19 protein-coding genes are annotated in these 19,164 nt (G+C 67.0%); 9 read left to right on the forward strand and 10 right to left on the reverse strand.

The genetic code is table 11. From position 1 onward, the window contains the following. Nucleotides 1-23: 23 nt before the first annotated feature. Complete coding sequence (locus AU185_RS22325) at nt 24-1,385, forward strand: cytochrome P450 (RefSeq protein ID WP_059101929.1); 1,362 nt, start codon at nt 24-26, stop codon at nt 1,383-1,385. A 67-nt stretch (nt 1,386-1,452) separates the two neighbouring features. Further along, nucleotides 1,453-1,896, forward strand: coding sequence for a hypothetical protein (locus AU185_RS22330; RefSeq protein WP_059101930.1), 444 nt, complete (start codon nt 1,453-1,455; stop codon nt 1,894-1,896). 11 nt (nt 1,897-1,907) lie between these two features. Here the strand turns inward: AU185_RS22330 and AU185_RS22335 are convergent, their stop codons facing one another. The 9 genes from AU185_RS22335 to AU185_RS22375 form a co-directional block, all read right to left on the reverse strand. Continuing rightward, the gene (locus AU185_RS22335; protein ID WP_059101931.1) at nt 1,908-3,116 is read right to left on the reverse strand and encodes a DUF1214 domain-containing protein; all 1,209 of its coding nucleotides are present in this window, start codon (nt 3,114-3,116) and stop codon (nt 1,908-1,910) included. A gap of 9 nt (nt 3,117-3,125) precedes the next feature. Beyond that, on the reverse strand, nt 3,126-3,851 hold the full coding sequence (locus AU185_RS22340) for a sugar phosphate isomerase/epimerase family protein (RefSeq protein WP_059102099.1): 726 nt from the start codon (nt 3,849-3,851) through the stop codon (nt 3,126-3,128). A gap of 40 nt (nt 3,852-3,891) precedes the next feature. Beyond that, nucleotides 3,892-5,058, reverse strand: coding sequence for a sulfotransferase family protein (locus tag AU185_RS22345; protein WP_059101932.1), 1,167 nt, complete (start codon nt 5,056-5,058; stop codon nt 3,892-3,894). Beyond that, the gene (locus AU185_RS22350; RefSeq protein WP_059101933.1) at nt 5,055-6,182 is read right to left on the reverse strand and encodes an LLM class flavin-dependent oxidoreductase; all 1,128 of its coding nucleotides are present in this window, start codon (nt 6,180-6,182) and stop codon (nt 5,055-5,057) included. The genes AU185_RS22345 and AU185_RS22350 overlap by 4 nt, the downstream gene beginning before the upstream one ends. An 82-nt stretch (nt 6,183-6,264) precedes the next feature. Further along, nucleotides 6,265-7,041, reverse strand: a complete 777-nt coding sequence (locus AU185_RS22355; RefSeq protein ID WP_059101934.1) for an SDR family NAD(P)-dependent oxidoreductase — start codon at nt 7,039-7,041, stop codon at nt 6,265-6,267. A gap of 15 nt (nt 7,042-7,056) precedes the next feature. After that, nucleotides 7,057-8,355 (reverse strand): acyl-CoA dehydrogenase family protein, encoded by a 1,299-nt coding sequence (locus AU185_RS22360; RefSeq protein WP_059101935.1) that lies wholly within the window; start codon nt 8,353-8,355, stop codon nt 7,057-7,059. A gap of 18 nt (nt 8,356-8,373) precedes the next feature. After that, nucleotides 8,374-9,150, reverse strand: a complete 777-nt coding sequence (locus AU185_RS22365; protein WP_059101936.1) for an enoyl-CoA hydratase/isomerase family protein — start codon at nt 9,148-9,150, stop codon at nt 8,374-8,376. A 5-nt stretch (nt 9,151-9,155) separates the two neighbouring features. Beyond that, nucleotides 9,156-10,331 carry an acyl-CoA dehydrogenase family protein gene (locus AU185_RS22370; RefSeq protein ID WP_059101937.1) on the reverse strand — a complete coding sequence of 392 codons (1,176 nt, stop codon included), beginning with the start codon at nt 10,329-10,331 and terminating at the stop codon, nt 9,156-9,158. Next, nucleotides 10,315-11,322 carry an acyl-CoA dehydrogenase family protein gene (locus AU185_RS22375; RefSeq protein ID WP_059101938.1) on the reverse strand — a complete coding sequence of 336 codons (1,008 nt, stop codon included), beginning with the start codon at nt 11,320-11,322 and terminating at the stop codon, nt 10,315-10,317. The genes AU185_RS22370 and AU185_RS22375 overlap by 17 nt, the downstream gene beginning before the upstream one ends. 282 nt (nt 11,323-11,604) lie before the next feature. Here AU185_RS22375 and AU185_RS22380 point away from each other — a divergent pair, with 282 nt between their 5' ends. From AU185_RS22380 to AU185_RS22395, 4 genes are all read left to right on the forward strand, one after another. Continuing rightward, entirely contained in the window at nt 11,605-12,699 is a 1,095-nt protein-coding gene (locus tag AU185_RS22380; RefSeq protein ID WP_172800179.1) for an amidohydrolase family protein, read from the forward strand. A 46-nt stretch (nt 12,700-12,745) separates the two neighbouring features. Beyond that, the gene (locus tag AU185_RS22385) at nt 12,746-13,888 is read left to right on the forward strand and encodes an amidohydrolase family protein (RefSeq protein ID WP_059101940.1); all 1,143 of its coding nucleotides are present in this window, start codon (nt 12,746-12,748) and stop codon (nt 13,886-13,888) included. A 1-nt stretch (nt 13,889) separates the two neighbouring features. Further along, entirely contained in the window at nt 13,890-14,282 is a 393-nt protein-coding gene (locus AU185_RS22390; RefSeq protein WP_059101941.1) for a Rieske (2Fe-2S) protein, read from the forward strand. A gap of 112 nt (nt 14,283-14,394) precedes the next feature. Beyond that, the gene (locus tag AU185_RS22395) at nt 14,395-15,303 is read left to right on the forward strand and encodes an alpha/beta fold hydrolase (RefSeq protein ID WP_059101942.1); all 909 of its coding nucleotides are present in this window, start codon (nt 14,395-14,397) and stop codon (nt 15,301-15,303) included. Between the two features lie 40 nt (nt 15,304-15,343). On the opposite strand, the gene AU185_RS22400 is transcribed toward AU185_RS22395, so the two are convergent. After that, a complete protein-coding gene (locus AU185_RS22400; RefSeq protein WP_059101943.1) occupies nt 15,344-15,826 on the reverse strand; it encodes a hypothetical protein in 483 nt (160 codons plus the stop codon). 36 nt (nt 15,827-15,862) lie between these two features. Here AU185_RS22400 and AU185_RS22405 point away from each other — a divergent pair, with 36 nt between their 5' ends. The 3 genes from AU185_RS22405 to AU185_RS22415 are packed head-to-tail and all read left to right on the forward strand — an operon-like array spanning nt 15,863 to nt 19,127. After that, complete coding sequence (locus tag AU185_RS22405) at nt 15,863-17,164, forward strand: NADH-ubiquinone oxidoreductase-F iron-sulfur binding region domain-containing protein (protein WP_059101944.1); 1,302 nt, start codon at nt 15,863-15,865, stop codon at nt 17,162-17,164. Then, a complete protein-coding gene (locus tag AU185_RS22410; RefSeq protein ID WP_059101945.1) occupies nt 17,161-17,475 on the forward strand; it encodes a ferredoxin in 315 nt (104 codons plus the stop codon). The genes AU185_RS22405 and AU185_RS22410 overlap by 4 nt, the downstream gene beginning before the upstream one ends. After that, nucleotides 17,472-19,127, forward strand: coding sequence for a thiolase C-terminal domain-containing protein (locus AU185_RS22415; RefSeq protein WP_059101946.1), 1,656 nt, complete (start codon nt 17,472-17,474; stop codon nt 19,125-19,127). The genes AU185_RS22410 and AU185_RS22415 overlap by 4 nt, the downstream gene beginning before the upstream one ends. Nucleotides 19,128-19,164: the final 37 nt, after the last annotated feature.

Consider the following 19,164-nt stretch of genomic DNA (forward strand, 5'->3'; position numbering starts at 1 on the left):
GAGAACGCAATAGGAGACGCGCCGTGACCATCGAGGATGTCGCGACCGACGACGACCGCAAGAAGAACAGGTACCACTTCGACCGGCACACACCGGAATACCGGCTGCAGTTCGAGAAGATCACCGAGGAGATGCAGTCCCGGTGCCCGATGGCCTGGACGGATACCTACAACGGGCACTGGGTCGCCGCCGACAGCAGGCATGTCTTCGAACTGGCCCGCTGCCCGGCGGTGTCCAATCACCATGACATCACCGGTGAGACGCCGTTTCAGGGCATCACGATCCCGAAGGCCAGCCGTGCCACGGTGGTTCGCGGCGGCATCCTCGAGATGGACGAGCCCGAGCACAGTACCTACCGCGGTGCGCTGAACCCGTACCTGTCTCCCGCCGCGATCAAACGCTGGGAACCCTTCGTCGACGAGATCACCCGTGCGGCCCTCGATGAGCACATCGAAACGGGTCGCATCGACTTCGTCGAACACCTCGCCAACGTGGTGCCCGCCGTCTTCACGCTGGCGATGATGGGTATCGATCTCAAGAAGTGGAACGTCTACAGCGAGCCGACCCACGCCTCGGTGTACACACCCGAACACTCCCCCGAGCGCGAGAAGATCAACGAGCAGCACCGCGAAATGGGGATCGACCTCATCAACAACATGATGGAGATCCGCGAGAATCCGCGCCCCGGGCTGGTGAACGCGTTGGTGCAGTTGCGCATCGACGGCGAACCCGCGCCCGACATGGAGATCCTCGGCAACCTGGGGCTGATCATCGGCGGAGGTTTCGACACCACGACCGCACTGACCGCGCACGCGCTGGAATGGCTCGGCGAGCACCCCGACGAACGGGAACGGCTCAGCCGCGAGCGGGACAAGCTGCTGCACCCGGCCACCGAGGAGTTCCTGCGCTTCTTCACTCCGGCGCCCGGCGACGGCCGGACGTTCTCCGAAGACGTCGAGGTGGAGGGTCAGCGGTTCAAGCAGTACGAGCGGCTCTGGCTGTCGTGGGCAATGGCCAACCGCGATCCGTCGGTGTTCGAGAAACCGAACGAGGTCATTCTCGACCGGAAGGGCAACCGGCACTTCAGCTTCGGCATCGGCGTGCACCGGTGCGTCGGCTCCAACGTGGCGCGCACCGTCTTCAAGTCGATGCTGACCGCCGTGTTGGACCGGATGCCCGACTACGTGTGCGACCCCGAAGGCACCGTGCACTACGACACGATCGGCGTCATCCAGGGTATGCGCAACCTGCCCGCGACGTTCACGCCGAGCAAGCCGCTCGGCCCGGGCCTCGACGAGACGTTGGAGAAGTTGCAGCGCATCTGCGACGACCAGGAGCTGGCGCGGCCGATCACCGAGCGCAAGGAAGCCGCCGTCATCGCCTGATCGGTAGGCGTGGCGCACAGCGAGATGCTTTGATGAGCAGCGGGCCGGGGTATCGGGAGGACCGACGTTGAAGCGCTTGAGGATCTTTGTCGTGGCGGCCGCGCTCCTCATGGCCGCGGGCCTCGTCGTGTCGCCGCCGCCGGCGCAGGCGACGATGACCTGGGGTAACTACGATCTGCTCACCAACAGGTACGACCGAGCTTCGTGGGCGTGGTTCATCCATCCCTGTTGGCCGGACAAGCAGCCCGATTGCGTATATGTCAGCGCGCGGCCGCGGCTGAAGTTCTACGCGTATTACGAAGGTCAGGCCCGGGCGGTCAATGGTCGCTACACCATGACCGTGGACGTGCCCGACGGATTGCGCTGCCCCGGCCAGGTACTTCCCACTCGCGAAACCTACTCGTGGGACGAGGTTTCGCTGGTCGGGACCATCGAGTCGCATTACAACGTCGGCTGTTTCAACGGTCCGCCCGGCATGCAGTTCTGGACGTTCAAGCTGCAACGGCTGTAGCCGCGGCCGCGCTACCACCCGTAGCGCTGCCGAACACCGCGAAACCGATCCCACAGCTGGGTGGCGCGCTGCGCCGGCGTCACCGTCGTGGTGTCCGGTGGCAGCGCCTCGGCCAGGTCGGTCCGCTTGATCAGCCGCGTCGTCAGCGTTGCGGGCTCGCCATCGAGCATGTGCCGGTAGGTCACGTTCCCCCGTTCGAAACCCTGCGTGTCCAACCAGTTGTGATAGCCGGGGTCGTCGTGGCACAGAATGATTCGCACCCGGCCGTCGTCGTCGACGGCGGTGCGGCTGGGCGTGTAGCTCACCGGGCGGTACAGGTAGTCCATGCTGGTGAAGAATGCCCCCATGTTGGTCAGCATCCAGAGCCCGTCGTGGGCGGCGAACTCGATGACCAACGCCTCGTCGGGCGCCAGCCGCCAGTGCATGTTCACCGCGGCGCGGCCTCGCTTCGCGTCCGCGCCCGTCGACGCGATTTCTGGAAACGCGTTGGGCCGGTCGGCGTCGACTCCCCCGTAGGCGAAGGGATATTCGGGCCAGTCGGCCATCATTCCGGTCAGGAAGTCGCCCGCCCAGTCGATCGCCGTCACCATGTCGGCCGTAGTGGGCAGCGGTCGGGGGGAATCCATGTCGACGCGCTCGATGTGCATCCGGGCCGGGCGCTCGTCCCAGCGGTCGAAACCCTGGCGGATGAACAGCTTTCGCGTCCCCGGCGTGGTGGGCAGCCAGTTTCGGTCGCGCCGCGCCCCGCCGATGTAGACGTCGAAGTCTCCGTCGGGCGCCGTGTGCAGTTCCGCGCCGGTCAGGTTCGCCTCGGGCGCATCGCCGAACGGTTCGTGCAACACACCGGGTCCTTCGCGGCGTGGCCCCTGCACGGTGATGTTGAGAAAGCTGGCCGTGCCGCGTTCACCGGTGATGCGGTATGCCGACGTCCCGTCGATCCACGCCTGTTGATAGAGGAAGTCCGCACAGTCGCCACCGAGTTTGCGGCTGGGATGGCAGAACGTGTGGATCATCGGGTATCGCGTGTCCCGGGTCTCCAGTGCCAAGTCGAAGGCCTGGCCCAGATTCTGTGTCAGGAACCGGAATCCGTCGACACGCTGGGCGCCGGACACCGGGTTGTGGTCCTTGAAAACCCGATCCCCCGCCGCCTTCAACCGGTCGCAGAACGACTCCCACGCCGACTTCAGCGCCGCATCATCCGGGCCGTCTCCGAACGCCATCGCCGTCTCCTAGCCGTCGCGTTCTTCCAGCATCGCCGATACCACGGTGCACGCGCGCCGGGACGCCTCCAGGCGGCCCTCCCGCTCGATGCGCGGCCCGATGAGTTCGAGGTCGAAATGGTTGGGATATCCCGCCTCGAGCACCGCGCCGACGAAGCGCTCGATGGGAATGGCGCCGTCACCGGGCACGGCACGCGCGGGCAGGGCGCGGTCGCCGAGCACGTAGTCGCTCAACTGGATCGCCTGCGTTCGCGGTAACGCGCGTTCGAGCAGCGTCGGCAGTTCCGCCTCGGCCCAGCAGTGGAACAGGTCGATGCAGATGCCCAGGCCGGCCATCTCTGCCAGTGTGATGGTGTCGCGCAGGCTGTGGGCGATGTGGATGTCGGCATAGAGACTGGACGCGTTCTCGATCGCCAGCGCCACACCGGCTTGCTCGGCGGCCGCCACACAGGGCGTGACCGCATCGCGGAACCGCTCGGCGGCGGCGGCCCAGTCAAGCCCACCGCGTCCGCCGGTCAGCATGTAGACCACCCGCGTTCCGGCTGCCGCGGCCGTGTCGATGACCCGCAACAGCGAATCACGCGACGAGAACAGGTGATACACCGTTTCGACCGAATACCCGCTCGCGACCATCGGGGCCAGCTCCGGCTCGGCCAACTGCGAGTCGATCAAGCTGAGCCGCCGGACGCCGAGCGCCCGCCAGTGCGACTCCATCTCGCGCAGCGACGCGCCCATGAACGTGACGCTGTGCACCGACACCCGGTCGTCGGTCACCTCAGCCCCGTTTCTCGATTTCGACGCCGAAACGCTCCCGAAATGGCCGGAACTCATCGTGCAAGGCGTCGAGATCTTCGCCGATGTCGGTCAGCAGCGAAGTGGAGTACCGGAACTTTCCGTGCCGATCGCCCGGGTTGGCGGCCAGGTAGGCGCGCATCGCGGTCTCGGCATCCGCGCTCAGCGCCCGGCCTGCGAACTCGTAGTAGCGACGCACGGTGCCGACCTGATCGGCGACGAAGTCGGTGTAGCGCACGTGCAGTATCCGCGGATCGTCCACCAGTGGATTGGTCATCGTGTTGGCGATGCTCTCGCGGGTCAACTGCAGGTGCATCTTCGCGGCGGCCTGCAGATCGACGGGGCCGACGATGCCCTCACCGATGTCGGCCATCATCATCGTGCGCGACGCCGCGACCTGGACCGGGTCCCGATGCAACCAGAGCAATGTCGCGTCGGGATAAACGTCGAAGAACTCTCTCAGCCGGAATCCGTGGAACCCCTTGAGTACCCACCGTTTACGGGGCCGACCGAACTGGAACTGCTGCAGCATCGCCTTGTGGATCCGGTACTGCGCCGACGGGTCGGTGGGCAACCCGCCGACGACGGTCTGCATGGGCACCCGCCACCACGCGGTGGGCGTGAGCACCCGGAAGTCGAACGCCCAGGTCCGTTCGTCCTCGGGCAGGCCGTCGCCGAGCATGTCGTTGTAGGGATGGCTGTGCAACCACTTCGGCAGTTTGGCGTTGATCTCGCGCCAGTCGGCGTCCGCGCGTGCGCGCCGCGGATCGTCGCCCTCGACGGTGCCCGGCGGCGGTGACGGGTACATCACCTCCCAGAACCGCAGCGCGCGGGATTCCGGATCCACCGACATCAGCGCGTGCATCAGCGTGGTGCCCGAGCGCGGTTCGCCGGTGACGAACATCGGCGCCTCGACGACCTCCGCGGCGAGCGGATAGCGGCGTCGGTCGGCGAAGAACTCCAGCCGCGAGGCCAGCAGCCAGTGGCACACCTCGGCGGCCCGCCGCTGACCGTCGGCGTCCATGCCGACCGAATTCAGATGGTCTACCACCAACGAAAACCGCTCGGGGAGTGTCGGATCGCCGTAGTCGTGCAACCCGGTTTCAGCCTCGGCGCGGGCGAGTATCTCCCCGGCGTCGAGATGAGTCATTGCACGTCTCCGCACAGGTTCATCAGCTCGTCCTCCACCTCGCGCACGTTCTGCGCCGACTGCGCGGTGTACCGCAGGCCCGCCATGGCGCCGTAATCCATGACCTTCGGCACGCGCAAGCCCGCGTCGACGTACTCCTTGATGACGCGGGCGAGCTGTTTGGGTGTGCCGTGCGGCACCATCGCCAAGACCATCTCCGGTTGCACGCGGTCGAGGAAGTCGACGATGCGCTCGCGGGTGAGCACCGCGGGATCGATGTCCTGGTATCCGCGCCAACCCTCGCCCATCGGATGCTCGAAGCCCGCCTTGCGCAGCACCTCGGCGGACACCTGCAGCAGGAAGGACTTCACCAGCGGCGCGTCCAGGATCTCGGCGATCGCGGCGTCGTCACGACCCACCAGGCACACCTGGATGAAGCACGGCGTGATCGCCGCCGGGTCGCGGCCAGCCTTGTCGGCGGACAGCCGCACCGCGGCAAGCTTTTCCGCGTAATCCTCCGGTGTCCACGCCCCCGTCGGCCACCATCCGTCCGCGTAGCGCCCGACGATGTCGAGCGTGCGGGGCCCGCTGCCGCCGATCCAGATCGATGGGAAGCGTCCGTCGTACGGTTCGGTGTCCAGACGCGCGTGCCGCAGGCGGTAGAACCGGCCGTCGAAGTCGACGGGACCGTCGCTCTGCCACAGCAGCCGGATGACGCGCAGTGCCTCTTCGAACCTGCTGACGGGTCTGCTGAAGTCGAAGCCGTACGGCACCGTGTTCTCGGTCTCACCGCTACCCAGGCCCAGGATGAAGCGGCCGTTGGCGAGGTGGTCGATGGTCAGCGCGCTCTGCGCCAGCAGTGACGGGTGGCGCCGGACGGTGTCGACGACACTGGTCGCAAGGGGCACGTTACGGGTCATCACCGCAGCGGCGGCCGCAACAGCCATCCCGTCGAGGTGCCGGTGCGGTGACGGCGAAACGCTTGCCAGATCGGTGAATTCGGGTGTCCAGATGGAGTCGGGCCAGAAGCTGACCATGTGGTCGGGCAGCCAGATCGAGTGGTAGCGGCCGCTGTCGAGCGTTTCGAGGTTCGACAGGTCCAGCGGCAGCGTGGTGCGCAGGTACGCGGCGGGCTGGACTTTCATTCGACGGCCCCTCCTTGCGCCGAACGTGGGTTACCGTCACGCGGAACCGCCGGATGGCGTGACACGATCCCACACTCGCGGGTCATAGCCGGCCGATCTCAGCCAGGAACGTCTGGGTGTGGGCGATGCGACCGGTCAGCGTCTTCGGGTCGCCGGTGCACAACTGGAACGCGGTTTCGGTGATCAGCGAGATGTCTTCGGTGTCGGTCTTGGCGAGGTCGAGCGCGCCCGCGCCCTCGGTGGCGACCGGATTGGTCGGCGCGGCGGCGTTGACCGCGATTCCGTCGTCGTACAGTTCGGCGGCAAGGCTTTTGGTCAGCCGGTTCAGCGCGGCCTTGACCGTCCCGTATACGCCGAAACCGGCGGTGCGGTCGAACTCGGAGAACGGCGGACCGGTGGGCAGGTCGCCGCCGACAGACGTCACGTTGAGCACCCAGCCGCGGCCGCGCGCACGCATGGCCGGAATGGCCAACTGCGTCAGGTGCAGCGGGGCCATCACGTGCATCTCGGTCATGAGGCGGACCCGCCGCTCGGGAAACGAGTCCAGCGGTCGCAAGAAGGTGACCGCCGCGTTGTTGACCAGAATGTCGGGGGCTCCGACCTTTTCGACCACCTCGGCGAACAGCCGCTCGCGCTCGTCGCTTTGGGACAGGTCGGCGGCCACCGTGACCGCCGTCCCGCCCTCGGTCTCGATCTCGGCCAGTGTCTCGCTGAGGGAGCCTTGGTATTTCGGGTCCGGCTCGAGTGTGCGGGCCGTCAACGCGACGGTCGCGCCCTCGGCGGCGAGCCGCATCGCGATGGCCTTACCCAGCCCTCGGCTGGTGCCGGTCACCAGCGCGACCTTGCCGTCACAGGACATCGAGAGCCCTCCCAGTCAGTTCCGCGGGATACCCGCGAGCTTGTCGGCGAACTTGGCTTCGGCGGCTGCCCGCAACCGCAACAGGTGCTCGGACGGAAACGCGTCAGGCGCCGGCGCGACGTCTTTGAGCAGCAGCCGCGCCAACGTCACCTTGTGGACCTCGGTCGGCCCGTCGGCCAGACCGAGCACGAACGACTCCGTCAGGTACTGCACGAACGGCATCTCGTGCGACGTGCCCAGCGAGCCGTGCAACTGCAGCGCCCGTGCCGACACGTCGTGTAACACCTTCTGCATCATCGCCTTGACCGCCGAAATGTCCGCGCGCACGGCCTTGTAGTCGTTGTATTTGTCGATCTTCCACGCGGTCTGCAGGGTCAGCAGCCGAAACGCCTCGATCTCCATCCACGAGTCGGCGATCATCTCCTGAACCATCTGCTTGTCGGCCAGCACAGAGCCTTGGGTATAGCGCGACACCGCGCGCTCGGTGAGCATGTCGAAGATCCGCCGCACCAGACCGACCGTTCGCATGCCGTGATGGATGCGTCCGCCGCCGAGCCTGGTCTGCGCGACGACGAAGGCGCCGCCGCGCGGTCCCAGCATGTGATCGTCGGGTACGCGGACGTTCTCGTAGCGGACATACCCTTCGCGCCCGCCACCGCCGAGCGGTTGGTAACCGAGCCCGACGTCGCGCAGCACGTTGACACCCGGAGTGCCGCCGGGCACCACGAACATCGAATACCGCTGATAGGGCGGCGCATCCGGGTCGGTCATGGCCATGACGATGATGAACGACGCCATCGACGCGAATGACGAATACCACTTCTCGCCGTTGATCACCCAATGTTCGCCGTCCTGAACCGCGGTGGTGGTGAACACTTTCGGGTCGGCACCGCCGTGGGGTTCGGTCATCGAGAAGCACGACACGATCCGGTTGTCCAGCAGCGGCTCCAGATACCGCTGCTTGAGTTCGGGTGTTCCGTAGTGCGCCAGAATCTCACTGTTGCCGGAATCGGGTGCCTGCGAGCCGAACACGATCGGCGCGCACTCGGATCGGCCGAGGATCTCGTTGAGCAGCGCCAGTTTGACCTGACCGTAGCCGGGCCCGCCGAGATGCGGCCCCAGGTGGGTGGCCCACAGCCCCCGCTCTTTGACGATCTCCTGCAGCGGCGGGATCAGTGCCTGGCGCACGGGGTCATTGAGGTCGTGCGACTCCTTGACGATGTAGTCGATCGGTTCGCACTCCTCGCGCACGAACTCCTCGACCCACGCCAGCTGCTCCGCCCACTCTGGGTCCGTCGAGAAGTCCCACGCCACAGGTCGTCCTTTCGTGCGTCAGGTGTCTGACCACGTGCGCCGCCGCTGCGCCGCCTCGTCGGTGGCGTGGCTGAGCACCTGGTTGCGGTTCTCCAGTTCGAGCGCGGCGTCCAGCGGCGCGTCGGTGTTGGCCTGCAGCGCGCGCTTGGTCAGCTGCACGCCCAGCGGCGAGAGGCCCGCAATCGTCGTGGCCAGTTCGACTGCTCGCTCGATGAGCCGGTCCGCTTCGACGAGCTCGCTGACCAGTCCGCGGCGGTCGGCTTCCTCGGCGCTCACGGTGCGCCCGGACAACATCCAGTCGGCCGCGACGCTGGTCCCGACGATCCTGGGCAGGTGGTAGCTCATCCCCATCTCGGCGCCGGACAGGCCGAGCAGAATCGCGGCGTTGCCGAATGTCGCTGCGGTCGAACAGATGCGGATGTCGGCGGCCAGGCACAAGGCCAACCCGGCTCCGACACACGGGCCGTTCACCGCCGCGATCACCGGCTGCGGCAGCGCGCGGATCGCCTGCGGCAGCGCAGCCATCGCCTCCTGAAAACGCATCCGGTCGATCGCCGGCGCCGACGCCTCGGGCACCCCGGGGCCGAACCTCCGCACGTCGATACCGGAGCAGAACCCGCGCCCGGCGCCGGTCAACACCACCGAATGCACCGCCGTGTCCGCGGCGATCCCGTCGAGCGTCCGTGCGAGCTCGTCGCGCATGACTTCGTTGATCGCGTTGAGCTGGTTGGGCCGGTTCAGTTGCAGGACAACGATGCCGGGCTTCGACCGGTCGATATCCAGCGTCTCGGTCACCGTCGTCAGCGCCGTGGCAGCCCGAGCACCTGGGTGGCGATGATGTTGCGCTGGATCTCCGAGGTGCCTCCGGCGATGGTGCCGCCGAAACTGCGGGCGTAGCGCTCGAACCAGCTCGCGAAGTAGTGGTCGAGGTTCATGTGCTCGTAGGGCCCGGAGGTCGACGGATGGATCAGCCCGTCGGCGCCGGCGGCGGCCAACGCGTTCTCCATCGCCTGGCGTTCGGCCTCGGAGCCAAAGAGTTTCAGCACCGACACCGAGGCGGTGTCCATCTCGCCGCGCGCGGCGCGCGCCAACGCCGCCGAGCCCATTGCCCGTAGCGCCTGGTAGTCCATGATCGTGGTGGCGTATTGGTCGCGCTGCAGTTCGGTGTGCGGCCGGAAGTCGGCGATCATGTTGTCGATCCGGTCGGCGAAACCGAGCCACATCATCGTGCGCTCGTGGCCGAGTGACCCGTTGGCGACACCCCAGCCGCCATTCAGCGGTCCGACGAGGTTCTCGGCGGGTACGCGGGCGTCGGTGAAGAACACCTCGTTGAAGTCGAGGTTGTCCTGTCCGGTCATGTCGGCGAACGGGCGGCACACCACACCGGGTGTGTCCGTTGGGATGATGAGCGCGCTGATGCCCTTGTGCTTGGGCGCATCGGGGTCGGTGCGCACGAAGGTCAGCAGGAAGTCGGCGTCGTGCGCGCCGGACGTCCACACCTTCTGGCCGTTGACCACGAAATGGTCGCCCTCCAGAACCGCACGGGTGCGCAGCGAGGCGAGGTCGGAGCCCGCGCTCGGTTCGCTCATCCCCAGTGACGCGGTGATCTCGGCCTTGAGCACTGGCACCGCCCAACGGTGCTTCTGCTCATCCGAGCCGAACGAGATCAACGACGCCGCAATGATGTTGACGCCTTGCGGGTTGAAGCTGTGGTAGATGCGCCGACGGCACAGCTCGTCGAGGTGGACGAACTGCTGAACGACGGTGGCATTGCGCCCGCCGAACTCCGGGGGCTGCGCCGGCAGCAGCCAACCGTTGTCGAACAGCAGGCGCTGCCAGTCGCGCGCCCACTGCGGCATGTGCGACACCGACCGCGGCCGCTCCAACGTCTGCGCCTCGGAGGGCAGATGCTCGTCGAGAAAGGCCGCGAATTCGGCGCGGAACTCCTCGACATCGGAATCAAAAGTCAGCTGCACCGTTACTCCTGTATTCCTCCGCGATCACCGCGCGATGCTCGGCGGCGCCGCCGAGCAGCAGCTCGCCGGCCTTGGCCCGCTTCAGCGCGAACTGAAGGTCGTTCTCCCACGTGAAACCCATGGCGCCGAACAGCTGAAGGCCGTGTCGGAACACCAGCGCCTGCGCCTCCCCCGCCGACGCCTTGGCCATCGCCGCGGCCAACCGGCGACGCGGATCGTCGGCCGCGATCGTCAGCGCCGCGAAGTACGACAGCGCCCGCGCACGTTCGGTCGCGACGTGCATGTCGACGGCCTTGTGCTGCACCGCCTGAAACGAACCGATCGCGACGCCGAACTGCTGGCGCTGCTTGGCGTGTTCGAGCACCAGGTCGAGGATGCGTTGGCACGCGCCGACCGTGGTGATGGCCATCCCGGTCAGCGCGACGTGGCGGGCGCGTTCGGCGTCCACTCGCACCCGGTCCGTGTCGGGCACCCGGGCGTCGACGAACGACACCTCGGCGACGTGCAACACCGGATCGAAGACCGGGCTACGGCGTGAAGTGGCCCGCTCGGCGTCGACGACGAACACCCCGGCCTCGGTCACGACGGCGAACCGCTCGGCGCGGTCACCGTCGAGGACGTGCCGGGCCGTACCGTTGAGCACCCAGCCGTCGGCGACCCGGTGCGCGGCGACGCCGTCGTACACCGCCGTGCCGGCTTGTTGGGGATCGAAACGCTCCCCGGCCAACGGCGCGAACTGCGTCAGGGTGGCCAGGAACGGTGTCGGGTCGGTGGCACGGCCCAGCTCCTCGAGCACGATCGCCAGTTCGACCGCGTTCTCCGGATCGGCCAACTCGGTCCAGCCGGCGTCGACGTAGGTCTTCCACAGCGGGGTCGGGTCGACCCCGTTCTCGGCGATGCCACGCACCAGCGAGGCCGGGCACTGCTTGGTGACCGCGTCGCGCACGGTCTCCTGCCAGAGTCGCTGATCGGCGTCGAACTCCAGTAACACCAAGCCTCCCGGGGACCTCAGAGATGTGCAGCGCGTCCCGGCGAGAATAACATTCTCCTATGGCGTCGTAACCGTTCTCCCGATTTGACTACCCCGTTTCGTGGCCTGCGTGTCGTGCAGCTGACCAGCGCGCACCCTGACCTGCGCAAAAGTAAGCGATTCGTTGAGAACTAGATTCTTGCGATTGAAGAACAACGCTTTACACTGGAGGTGTCCGGCGTTTCGCGCGCTGCTCTCCTGCGCGCGCCGACCGCCGGATGACATCGGAGGACAGCCTTGGTGATGCAACACCCGGACGGGAGTTCGACGCCCGTCGACACGCCGCTCATCGACGCCAGCGTGCACATCTTCAGCAAGTCGAACAAAGACCTGCGCAGCTTCATGCGCGAGCCGTTCAAGAGCCGCGGATTCCCCGACTACGAGATGGACTGGTACGGCGCGCCCGGCGGCGAGTACGCACCCGAAACCGAGCGCGAACGCATGTATCCGGGGTCGGACCCCGACTTCGTCGGCCGGCAGCTGTTCGAGGAACGTGGCGTCGATGTCGCTGTCCTGCACCCGATGACGCGCGGCATCATGCCGGATCGCCATCTCGGCACCGCGATCGCCGCGGCACACAACGAGCTGATGGTCACGCGTTGGCTCGATGACAATCCGTACGCCGACCGGTTCCGCGGCACCATCCGCGTCAACCCCGACGACATCACCGGTGCGCTGCGGGAGATCGCCAAGTACGCCGACCATCCGCGGGTGGTGCAGATCGGTGTCCCGCTGCAGTCCCGGGAGCTGTACGGCAAGCCGCAGTTCTGGCCGCTGTGGGAGGCCGCAGTCGAAGCGAACCTGCCGGTTGCGGTGCACATCGAGGTGGGCGCCGGTATCCAGTTCGCGCCGACACCGTCCGGGGTGCCCAGGACATACGAGAACTACGTCAGCTTCATGGCGCTGAATTACCTGTACCACCTGATGAATCTCATCGTCGAAGGGGTATTCGAAAGGATGCCGACGTTGAAGTTCGTGTGGGCCGACGGGGCGGCCGACCTGATGACCCCGTTCATGTGGCGGATGGACTGCTTCGGCCGGCCACACCTCGAGCAGACGCCGTGGGCGCCACGGATGCCCAGCGATTACCTGCCGGGCCACACGTATTTCGTGCAGGGGGCGATGGACGGCCCCGGCGACGTGGACTATGCCGGGGAATGGCTGGGTTTCACCGGCAAGGACGACATGGTTCTGTACGGGTCGAGCTATCCCCACTGGCAGCTCAACGATCTAACGGTCCCCGCCGCGTACTCCGCCGAACAGCGCGACAAGCTCTGCTGGCGCAATGCCGCGGAGCTGTACGGCATAGACGTCGGCGCATCTGTGAGCGCACAGTGATAGGAATCGGAAAGCTTGGGCAAGCAGCGATAGGCAGGGAGCCACGATGACGGTGACAGTGACAGAGCGCAAGCCGGCCGCCGAGCGCGTCGCGGTGCGCTGCGTCGACTCCGACGTGCATCCGACGCCGAGAGCGGGCGAGTTGACGCCGTACATCCCGGAGCCGTGGCGCAGCAAGTACTTCCTGACGCGCAAGGTCGGCGATCAGATCTACTACGACGCACCGGACTACGCGCACGCCTATGCGATGCGTGTCGACACGTTCCCGTCGGACGGCAACTTCGCCGGCAGCGATCCCGACCTTGCGTTCAAGCAGCTGATCATGGAGGCCGGGGCCGACATCGCGGTCCTCGAGCCGGCCGCATACCCGGCGCGGTTCCCGGAGGTCAACCACGCGATGAGCGTCGCGCTCAACGACTGGCAGGCCAACCATTGGCTGGACAGCCACAACAACTGGCATGAGCGTTGGCGCGGATCGGTCTGCGTGGCGATCGAGGCACCCGAGGACTCGGCCCGCGAAATCGAGCGCTGGGCCGGGCATCCCTACATGGGCCAGGTCCTGATCAAGGCCGAACCGCGCCCGGCGTGGGGAGATCCGAAGTACAACCCGATCTGGGAGGCCGCCACCAAACACGACATCACGGTGAGCTGTCACCTGTCGCGCAGCCATCACGAGGAGCTGCCGATCCCGCCGGTCGGATTCCCCAGCTACAACCACGATTTCATGGTCACCTACTCGCTGCTGGCCGCGAACCAGGTGATGAGCATGGTGTTCGACGGCCTGTTCGACCGGTTCCCGACACTGCGAATCGTGTTGGTGGAGCACGCCTTCACGTGGATACTGCCGCTGATGTGGCGGATGGATGCGATCTACGAGGCCCGCAAGTCGTGGCTGGACATCAAGCGCAAGCCCTCGGAGTACGTCAAGGACCACATCAAGTTCACCACCCAACCGCTGGACTACCCCGAGGACAAGACGGAGTTGTCGCGCGCGTTCGAGTGGATGGAGTGCGAGAAGATCCTCCTCTACAGCAGCGACTATCCGCACTGGACCTTCGATGATCCCCGCTGGCTGGTCAAGCACCTGCCCGAGCATGCCCGCGAGGCCGTGATGTTCCGCAACGGCATCGCCACGTATCACCTTCCCGAGACGGTTCCGGCCCTCGAGGGCCAGGTGCGGGTGTTCTGAGTTGGACGAGCAGAAGAAGACGCCCCGGCTGGCCCAGGGGCGTGAGCACGTCGTGGCCACCGTCGACGAAATCCCGCCGGGCAAGCACAAATTGGTGCCGATCGGACGCCATGGCGTCGGCGTGTACAACGTCAACGGCACGTTCTACGCGATCGCGAACTACTGCCCGCACGAAGGCGGTCCGCTGTGTTCGGGCCGCGCCCGCGGTCGCACCATCGTCGACGACAGCGTGCCCGGCGACGCGGTGATGGTGCGCGACCTCGAGTACATCTACTGCCCGTGGCACCAGTGGGGTTTCGAACTGGCCACCGGCACCACCGCGGTCAAGCCCGAGTGGAGCATCCGCACCTACCCGGTTCGGGTGGTCGGCAACGAGGTGCTGGTGCAGGCATGATGGGTGCACCCCTCAGTACCGCGAGTGACCGTGTCCGTACACGACACGCTGACCGATTTCGGCATTTTGCGGTCATTCGGCGCTTGCGCGGGAGCCCACACGGAGGAGTTCGATGACCACAACGGAGTCCGCCGGCCCCAAGCTCAAGCGCGGCGAGAAGACCATCGAGCTCAACGGCGGCAATGTCGTCTACGAAATCCTGGGTAAGGAAGGCGATTTCATCGCGCTCACCCCTGGCGGCCGGTTCAGCAAGGACATCGAGGGGCTGCGGCCGTTGGCGCAGGAACTGGTCAAGGGCGGCTATCGCGTGCTGCTGTGGGACCGGCCCAACTGCGGCAAGTCCGACGTCCAGTTCTACGGGCAGAGCGAATCGCACATGCGCGCCGACACCCTGCACGCGTTGATCACCGGTCTCGACATCGGCCCGTGCATCATCGCCGGCGGTTCGGGCGGCGCCCGCGACTCGATGCTGACCGCGATGCTGTATCCCGAGATCGTCCGAAAGCTGGTGGTGTGGAACATCGTCGGCGGTGTGTACGGCTCGTTCGTACTGGGCTCGTACTACATCGTGCCGAGCATCCTCGCGGTGCGTGGCGCTGGCATGAAGGCGGTTGCCGCCGTCGACGAATGGAAACAGCGCATTGAAGAAAACCCGGCCAACCGGGACCGTATCCTCGGTCAGGACCCCGATCAGTTCCTCAAGCTGATGCTGCGGTGGCTCAACGCGTTCGTCCCCAAGCCCGGCCAGACGATCCCCGGCGTCGAGGACGAGATGTTCGACAACATCAAGGTTCCGACGCTGATCATCCGCGGCGGTGAGAACGACCTCGACCATCCGAAGCGGACCTCGCTCGAGGTGAGCTGCCTGATCAAGGGCTCCGAGCTGATCGACCCGCCGTGGCCCGAGGACGCCTGGGAGCGCGCCGGCGAGGCCCGCGCCTCCGGAAAGGTCAAGCGATTCAACATGTTCGACACGTGGGTGCAGGCTGCGCCCGCGATCCTGAAGTTCCTGGACAGCTAGTGAGCGGGCGACCGTCCCCCGTGGGGGCACATGCGCCGGTTCATACGGACCGGATGCGCACCTCGCAGTTCAGTGATGCCTCGAGCGCGGTGTGGACGCGGCTCTCGGGCACGCGCTCGAGGTCGGCCTTGCGCAACGTCACGTGCACGACGTCCCAGCCGTCGTCGCCCGGCACCCGCTCGATGTCGCCGGCCAGGCCCAGCCCGGCGAGCACGCCGCGCGCATCGGCGTCGGTGCCGCGACTGATGAACGTCACCACGCCGGGTACCGGTGTGGTGCCGAACTCGCCAAAGGCGCGAGCGCACAACTCGACAGCGGTACGCGTGAGCGTCGCGGGATCGTCGCCTTCGATAAGCAGTTCCACCTCGCGGCGATGGGCAGGCAGGCCGGACAGCTTGTTCTCGATCAGTTCGATGCCTGCCGCGCCGGCCAGCTCGCGCAGGCGGGCCGCACCCTCATCGAGCTGCGCAGAATCGAGTTCGCCTGCGCGGTCGACGCCGACGCGAACCACCGCAGTCCTCATGGCCGTCAGCCTATCCGCGGATTGCAAGGGCGTTTCATGACCTCCACCGCTACCGAACTCACCGTCACCGCCTGGCCGGACTGCGCGCCACGCCTTCTGCGCGGCGCGGGCTCGGGCCCGGAGGATTACGCCGATTACGTACAGGCCGGTGGCTACCAGTCGCTGTCCGACGCCGAGGCGCTGGCCGAGCAGGTAGACCTGTCCGGACTGCTGGGTCGCGGCGGCGCAGCTTTTCCCATCGGCACCAAACTTCGCTCCGTGCGCGACGCACATCAGCGCGGATCGGACACCGTAGTCGTCGCGAACGGCGAAGAGGGCGAGCCGGCGTCGATCAAAGACCGCTGGTTGCTGCGCCACCGCCCGCACCTGGTGCTCGACGGACTACGCTTGGCCGCCGCTGTCGCCGGAGCCGGGCGCGCCTACGTGTACGTCTCCGACTCCCCCGCGGCCAGCGCGGTGAGCACCGCGTTGAGCCAACTTCCGCGAGACACGTTCGGAGGAACTGAGGTCACCGTCGTGACCGTCGAACCGGGTTACGTCGCCGGTGAGGAGACCGCGGCGGTGCGGCGCATCAACGGCGGGCAGGCCAAGCCGACCGACAAGCCGCCGCGGCCCTTCGAGGAGGGGGTGTCCGGGCTGCCGACGATGGTCAGTAACGTCGAGACGTTGGCCAACCTGCCGTTCATCCACGCCCACGGTGCGCAGGCGTTCCGGTCGGTGGGCACGCCGATGTCGCCGGGAACGTTCCTCGCCACCATCACCGGTGGTGCTCGACCGGCCACACTTTACGAGATTCCCCACGGCGCACGATTTTCCGAGCTGCTGCAGGTGCACGGGGTCGACAAAGAAGCCGTCACCGGAGCGTTGATGGGCGGCTACTTCGCCGGCCTGCTCAACACCGACGTCCTCGACGCGACGCTCGACCACGAATCGATGCGCCGGCTGGGCAGTGGCCTCGGCTGCGGGGCCATTACCATCCTGACCGACGACTGCCCGGTGGCGGTCGCCGCGTCGGTGATGGCCTACTTCGACCGCGAGAACGCCGGCCAGTGCGGGAGTTGCTTCAACGGCACCGCCGCTATGAGCGCGGTCACCTCGGCACTACGCGACGGGGTGGCGACCGACGAAGACGTCGCACGCCTGGAACGGTGGTCGGTGGTGTTGCGCGGCCGCGGCGCCTGCGGCACCCTCGACGGCGCCACCAACATCGCCGCCAGCCTGCTGCGCCAGTTCCCTCAGGCGATCGCCCGCCATCTCGCGGACGACTGCCAGACGTGCCGCGCCGGCACCTTCGAAGCAGCCCGACCCTACGAAGTGGAGGCGGTGGCCCAATCATGAGTGACGGCTTGAGGATTCGGCTCGACCGCACGCTGTGCGACGGCTTCGGCATCTGCGCCAGGCACGCGCCAGAGTATTTCTCGCTCGACGACTGGGGTTACGCGTCGCTGATCGGCGACGGGACGGTGCCGGAGAAGGACCGCGACGCGGTGATGCGGGCCCTGCTCGACTGTCCCGTCCACGCGATCATCTACATGGGTGAACACCGGCCGTCAGACGACAACGCCGTGCGCGAAGAACCGCGCGAGTCCCCCGAGCCCGATCCGACGGCCGGCGACAGCAACGAAGCGATCTCGGGATTCGTCCGGTGACCCGGCCGCTGCCGGAACTCACGGTTCTCAACGAGTTCTTCTGGACCGCAGGCGCTGACAATGTGTTGCGCATCCAGGAGTGCCGCGACTGCTCCGCGCTGATCCACCCGCCGCAGCCGGTGTGCCGGTACTGCCGCAGCCACAACATGGGCGTTCGCGACGTGTCCGGCACGGCCACGCTGTCGGCTTTCACGGTCAACCATCGGTTCGGCTTCCCCGACCTGCCGCCGCCGTATGTGGTGGCTCAGGTCGCCGTCGTCGAGGATCCGCGAGTTCGGTTGACCACCAACATCGTCGACTGCGATCCCGACGCTCTCGAGCTCGGCCAACTCGTCGAGGTCACGTTCGAGAAGCTCGCCGATCAAGCCGGAGCCGTCTTCCTGCCGATGTTTCGGCCAAGCGCCGACAAGCGGACCGGTCCGCTTCCCGAGGACGAGATCGCGCCGCAGGATTTCGCCAAGCACGTCAGCGCCCCGCCGACCACACAGCGGTTCGAGGAACACTCCGCGATCACCGGCATCGGCGCGTCCCGGCTCGGCCGCCGGCTGATGGTGCCGCCGCTGTCGCTGACCATCGAGGCGTGCGAGGCGGCGGTCGTAGACGCGGGCTTGACCTTCGACGACATCGACGGGCTCTCCACCTATCCGGGCCTGGACATCGCGGGCATGGGCGAGGGCGGCGTCAGCGCGCTCGAGGGCGCGCTGGGCATCCGTCCGGCGTGGATCAACGGCGGCATGGACACGTTCGGTCCCGGCGGCTCCGTCATCGCCGCAATGATGGCGATCGCCACCGGCATGGCCCGTCACGTCCTGTGCTTTCGGACGTTGTGGGAGGCCACTTTCCAGCAGCTGATGAAGGAAGGCAAGGCCTCGCCTCCCGGTGGTGCCCGCACATCGAGTTGGCAGATGCCGTTCGGCGCGATGTCGGCAGCGCATACGCTCGCCCTGAACGCGCAACGACACTTCGACCGGTACGGCACGACGCGGGAGACTCTCGGCTGGATCGCGTTGAACCAGCGCGCGAATGCGGCGCTGAACCCGACCGCCATCTACCGCGATCCGATGAGCATGGACGACTACCTCGGCGCACGGATGATCACCACGCCGTTCGGGCTCTACGACTGCGACGTGCCGTGCGACGGCGCCGTGGCGGTGATCGTCTCGGCCGTCGATGCCGCCAAGGACATGCCGCGCAAACCCGTGCTCTTCGAAGCCGTCGGCACGCAGATCGTCGAGCGCACGGACTGGGACCAGAGCACGCTCACCCACGAGCCCCAGGTGCTCGGCCAGGCGGCGCACCTGTGGACGCGAACCTCACTGCGGCCCAAGGACGTCGACGTCGCCGAGCTCTACGACGGTTTCTCGTTCAACTGCCTGTCCTGGCTGGAAGCGCTCGGCTTCTGCGGTATCGGCGAGGCCAAGGACTTCCTCGACGGTGGTCAGGCGATCGCCCGTGACGGCGTGATCCCGTTGAACACCCATGGCGGTCAGTTGTCCCACGGCCGCACCCACGGCATGGGCCTGATCCACGAGGCGGTCACGCAGTTGCGCGGCGACGCCGGCGACCGACAGGTCATGGATGCGCGCGTCGCCGTGGTCAGCAGCGGCGGACTGACGCCCAGCGGGGCGATCCTGATGCGGACCGACTCGTGAGTGTGAGCCCCCGCTCTGGTGTCGCCGCCGGGGCGGC

Origin of the sequence: Mycobacterium sp. GA-0227b, from assembly GCF_001499855.1 — a bacterium.
GTDB lineage: Bacteria > Actinomycetota > Actinomycetes > Mycobacteriales > Mycobacteriaceae > Mycobacterium.

What these genes read in the sequence shown, in the direction of transcription:
- AU185_RS22395 (WP_059101942.1), top strand. Translation starts at nt 14,395, where the DNA reads ATGACCACAACGGAGTCCGCCGGCCCCAAGCTCAAGCGCGGCGAGAAG.
- AU185_RS22400 (WP_059101943.1), bottom strand. Translation starts at nt 15,826, where the DNA reads ATGAGGACTGCGGTGGTTCGCGTCGGCGTCGACCGCGCAGGCGAACTC.
- AU185_RS22385 (WP_059101940.1), top strand. Translation starts at nt 12,746, where the DNA reads ATGACGGTGACAGTGACAGAGCGCAAGCCGGCCGCCGAGCGCGTCGCG.
- AU185_RS22355 (WP_059101934.1), bottom strand. Translation starts at nt 7,041, where the DNA reads ATGTCCTGTGACGGCAAGGTCGCGCTGGTGACCGGCACCAGCCGAGGG.
- AU185_RS22340 (WP_059102099.1), bottom strand. Translation starts at nt 3,851, where the DNA reads ATGGGCGCGTCGCTGCGCGAGATGGAGTCGCACTGGCGGGCGCTCGGC.
- AU185_RS22350 (WP_059101933.1), bottom strand. Translation starts at nt 6,182, where the DNA reads ATGAAAGTCCAGCCCGCCGCGTACCTGCGCACCACGCTGCCGCTGGAC.
- AU185_RS22405 (WP_059101944.1), top strand. Translation starts at nt 15,863, where the DNA reads ATGACCTCCACCGCTACCGAACTCACCGTCACCGCCTGGCCGGACTGC.
- AU185_RS22345 (WP_059101932.1), bottom strand. Translation starts at nt 5,058, where the DNA reads ATGACTCATCTCGACGCCGGGGAGATACTCGCCCGCGCCGAGGCTGAA.
- AU185_RS22380 (WP_172800179.1), top strand. Translation starts at nt 11,605, where the DNA reads ATGCAACACCCGGACGGGAGTTCGACGCCCGTCGACACGCCGCTCATC.
- AU185_RS22335 (WP_059101931.1), bottom strand. Translation starts at nt 3,116, where the DNA reads ATGGCGTTCGGAGACGGCCCGGATGATGCGGCGCTGAAGTCGGCGTGG.
- AU185_RS22410 (WP_059101945.1), top strand. Translation starts at nt 17,161, where the DNA reads ATGAGTGACGGCTTGAGGATTCGGCTCGACCGCACGCTGTGCGACGGC.